This window comes from Vibrio sp. M260118 (assembly GCF_036533755.1).
Classification (GTDB): Bacteria; Pseudomonadota; Gammaproteobacteria; order Enterobacterales; family Vibrionaceae; genus Vibrio.
In genome coordinates, this window is sequence record NZ_JATABG010000315.1 from 1 (window position 1) to 4224 (window position 4224).

Sequence of the window (4224 nt, forward strand, 5' to 3'; positions counted from 1 at the left end):
ATCTACTTAAAACACCTAAGTGGCTCATGACGATGGCAATGGGAGAGAGTTCAGTTCTTCTATTCGATAGTATCCGGGCCAAACCTAAGAAGTTGACCGAGTTAGGATTTCGCTTCAGTTACTCACGAATTGAACCTGCGTTAAAAAATCTGTTACAACACCAGGATTAATCCAGTAACCTGATCTAATTACTCAATTAACTGGTCCGGCTCTGCATGAAAAAATCAATACTAATCACCGGTTGTTCAACTGGCATTGGCTACGTATCTGCTCACGCACTTCACCAGCGAGGCTATCAAGTCATTGCCTCTTGTAGGAAGCAAGCTGACGTTGCACGACTTCAAGCTGAAGGATTAACTTGTATTCAACTTGATCTTGCTGACCCTAACAGTATTTCACAAGCAGTAGAGCAAACCTTAGCCTTAACCGATGGTAAACTTGATGCGCTGTTTAATAATGGCGCATACGGCCAACCGGGTGCACTCGAAGACTTACCAACCGACGGTTTAAGGGAGCAGTTTGAAACCAACTTCTTTGGCTGGCACCAATTGGTCCGTGAAGTGCTTCCCGTGATGCGTAAACAAGGTGCTGGGCGAATTGTTCAAAACAGTTCAGTACTAGGCTTTGCCGCCATGAAGTATCGCGGTGCCTATAACGCCTCCAAATTCGCCATTGAAGGTTGGAGTGATACATTAAGACTTGAACTTATGGGCAGCGATATTCACATAAGCCTAATAGAACCAGGACCAATCGAAACCGAATTTCGCGCCAACGCCCTCGAAGCTTTTAAACGTTGGATTACCATTGAAGGTAGCGCCCACGAAGCACAATATCTGCAGCAAATGGAGCGATTGAACAGTGAAACCTCGAACAATGCATTCGTGCTACCTGCCGAATCTTGCGTTGAACCGCTAATCCACGCCCTTGAGGCGAACCAACCGAAAATTCGCTACCGAATTACCACACCGACCAAGGTATTTGCTGTGTTAAAACGACTACTTCCAACTCGGTTACTTGATAAGATACTACGCCAGGCGGCGTGACCTTTTGTTTAACTTTGTCATTATTCCGTAACAATAAGTAGGTAAATTAACAATCAGGGCGTATAGACCCTAATTAATTTAAGCGCTACATTCGGAATAATAATATGTCCTTAAACCAGTTAAACTGGCTGAGTGTGGGTGTTGCGCTAACCTTGTTTATCGTATTATAGACACCTTCGCTTTCTCGCTAGAGAACAAACACCGCCATATCCGGCGGTGTTTTTCGTTTTGGCAGCAATATGACCTCGAATTCAAACTGTTAGCTTGAACTCTTCCCACTCCGCCCATATCTATTGCTTATAGACCAAGTTGCAAGGAATTTTCAAATGCAGTCCCCATATATTGTCGAGCTAAACGAACAGAACTTCCGCCAAGTACTTGAAGAATCAATGCAGACCCCAGTACTTATTCACTTTTGGGCTCCAATGAGTGAGGAAAGTGCACAGGTAATTCCAGAACTGCAGATGCTAGCCCAGCAGTACAATGGCGCTTTTACCCTTGCGCTACTTAACTGCGAACAAGAGCAGATGATCGCGAGTCAATTTGGTGTACAGGCACTGCCAACCATTGCGTTATTTATCAATGGACAGGCTGTCGACGGACTTGGCGGACCGCAAAGCGTCACCGCTATTCAAGAGATGCTAACCAAACACCTTCCGAGCCAAGACGAACAGAACTTAAAGCAAGCTCTCGATCTCATCCAAGCGGGGCAACATGCTCAGGCACTCTCTTTGCTTGAAGCGTTGGATCAAGAGCTCAAGCAGAAAGGTGACGTAAAACTCGCGCTAGCAGACTGCTACTTAGAAACGCAAAACTTCGATCAAGCCAGAACCCTGCTTGAGGCGATTCCTCTCGAATATCACGACAACTACTATAAAGGACTGATTGCCAAGCTAGAACTGCACGCACAGGCGGCCAATAGCCCAGAGATCCAGTCTCTAGAAGAAGCATTGGCTCAAAGTCCAAGTGACCTAAAACTAACCAATGAACTGGCGTTAAACTACCATCAAGTTAATAGAGACGAAGAGGCGCTTGAGTTGCTTTGGACCATATTACGCAAAGATTTAGGCGCTCTTGATGGTGAAATTAAAAAGTCGTTCATGGATATCTTAGCCGCCCTTGGGCAAGGTAACCCTACCGCAGGTAAGTATCGTCGACAGCTTTACTCTATTCTCTACTAGTTCATTCCAAATCATAGACTTAAAGCCGGTTAATCCGGCTTTATTTTTGCCTAAATTACATTCAACTTCTCACTTCTGCCATTGTCACCGGCTGTGCTATAGGCAACAATCAATAGACAACTTATAAAAGGAACTCAGATATGGCTATTGATTCATTGATTACTATCGGTGTCTTTCTTGTTGTGGTGATCTCACTGATCATTGCAGCGGTCAAGACAGTGCCTCAAGGTAACAACTGGACCGTTGAGCGTTTTGGTCGCTACACACAAACCCTCAAGCCAGGCTTAAACATCATCATTCCATTTATCGATGGCATCGGCCATAAGATCAATATGATGGAACGTGTTTTAGACATCCCGGCTCAAGAAGTGATCTCTAAAGATAACGCTAACGTGACTATTGATGCCGTCTGTTTCGTGCAAGTGGTCGACGCTGCGCAGGCCGCTTATGAAGTTAATGATCTTGAGCATGCAATCCGCAACTTAACTCTCACCAACATTCGTACTGTTCTTGGTTCTATGGAGTTGGATGAGATGCTTAGCCAACGTGACATGATCAATACTAAACTGCTTTCTATCGTTGACGAAGCAACTAACCCTTGGGGTGTCAAAGTTACCCGTATCGAAATTAAAGATGTTCAACCACCAGCAGATCTTACCGCAGCAATGAATGCACAGATGAAGGCCGAACGTAATAAACGTGCTGACATTCTTGAAGCAGAGGGGGTTCGACAAGCCGAGATATTAAAAGCAGAAGGTCATAAGCAATCTGAGATTTTGAAAGCAGAAGGCGACAAACAGGCGGCCATTCTTCAAGCTGAAGCGCGCGAACGCGCTGCAGAAGCAGAGGCTCGCGCAACCAGCATGGTATCAGAAGCCATTGCGAAAGGTGACATGCAAGCCGTGAATTACTTTATTGCTCAAGGTTACACCGACGCACTTAAAACCATTGGCCAAGCAGAGAATGGTAAAATTATCATGTTGCCGCTTGAAGCAACGGGTTTAATGGGCTCTGTGGCGGGAATTGCTGAAATGTTTAAACAATCGCAAGATGACGCTAAGTAGAGGTGGTTGTGTTTGAGTTATTGGAAAGTATCAACCATTGGCACTGGCTAGCTTTCGGGCTAGCCCTTCTTGCTATCGAACTATTGGGCACCGCAGGTTACTTCCTTTGGTTAGGTTTATCGGCCCTGATGGTCGGCGTGTTACTCACCTTGGTTCCAATGAGTTGGCAACTTCAGTGGGTGGCTTTCGCTGCTTTCGCTTTAATTACTACCTGGCTGTGGTGGCGCAGGCAATTTAAAGCGGATCGAAAGTCTGACGCTGAGCGCGACCTGAACCAGAAAGACAAGCAACTCGTCGGCCAAGTCGTGCGCTTAGATGAGGACTTTCCTGCCGGAAAAGGACGTATTAGAGTTGGCGACACGACGTGGAGTGCTCTTTCCGAACAAAATCTTTCCTCCGGTCAACAAGTAACAATCACCGAAGTTAATGGGATTATTTTAACTATTAAGCCATTAGAGCAGTAAAACGTTATGCGCCAATTTTGGTTTGTAGAGTACAACCTAAAAATGTCTTGAAGACTGAGTTTACAACTGGTATCAAAAGTACTTTTACTATCCATACAAACATAAAAAGGAACCAAGTTGGTTCCTTCTTATTATTCAAACATTTATTATTGGTTAATCAGCTCAACCAAAATCATTTTCTTTTCACTGTCGTTCGCTTGACCAAACCAATAAGAGAACATCTGCTCCGCTTGATCTTCGGTGTCTAATTTCGCTTTGGTATTTTTACGATTAGAAACAGCCCAATTTGTTACACTTTCTTTTTGTGTATCATCAAGTTGTTGATACCAATACATGGCCATTTCATAAGATTTGGATTTCTCTACAGTGCTTGAGGTTTCAACCATTGCTGTTGCAGTTGGTGCTGCGACTACAGCGACAGGTTTCGATTTAAGTTGATTATTAACACTGTTTCTAACGGCTTCAATATAAC

At 44.4% G+C, this 4224-nt stretch carries 5 protein-coding genes and 1 pseudogene; 5 read left to right on the plus strand and 1 reads right to left on the minus strand.

The features are described from left to right. From QTO00_RS15700 to QTO00_RS15720, 5 genes are all read left to right on the plus strand, one after another. Positions 1-170 (plus strand): DUF1731 domain-containing protein (locus QTO00_RS15700; protein WP_331425633.1); only part of this gene is annotated, 170 nt, incomplete at its 5' end. A gap of 45 nt (positions 171-215) precedes the next feature. Beyond that, the gene (locus QTO00_RS15705; protein ID WP_331425629.1) at positions 216-1043 is read left to right on the plus strand and encodes an SDR family oxidoreductase; all 828 of its coding nucleotides are present in this window, start codon (positions 216-218) and stop codon (positions 1041-1043) included. Positions 1044-1369: 326 nt separating this feature from the next. Beyond that, entirely contained in the window at positions 1370-2224 is an 855-nt protein-coding gene (locus QTO00_RS15710) for a co-chaperone YbbN (RefSeq protein ID WP_331425630.1), read from the plus strand. A gap of 140 nt (positions 2225-2364) precedes the next feature. Further along, positions 2365-3288 (plus strand): SPFH domain-containing protein, encoded by a 924-nt coding sequence (locus tag QTO00_RS15715; protein ID WP_331425631.1) that lies wholly within the window; start codon positions 2365-2367, stop codon positions 3286-3288. 8 nt (positions 3289-3296) lie between these two features. After that, complete coding sequence (locus QTO00_RS15720; protein ID WP_331425632.1) at positions 3297-3752, plus strand: NfeD family protein; 456 nt, start codon at positions 3297-3299, stop codon at positions 3750-3752. A gap of 146 nt (positions 3753-3898) precedes the next feature. On the opposite strand, the pseudogene QTO00_RS15725 reads toward QTO00_RS15720, so the two are convergent. Next, positions 3899-4224 (minus strand): annotated as a pseudogene (locus tag QTO00_RS15725) (DUF2057 domain-containing protein); the annotation flags it as partial.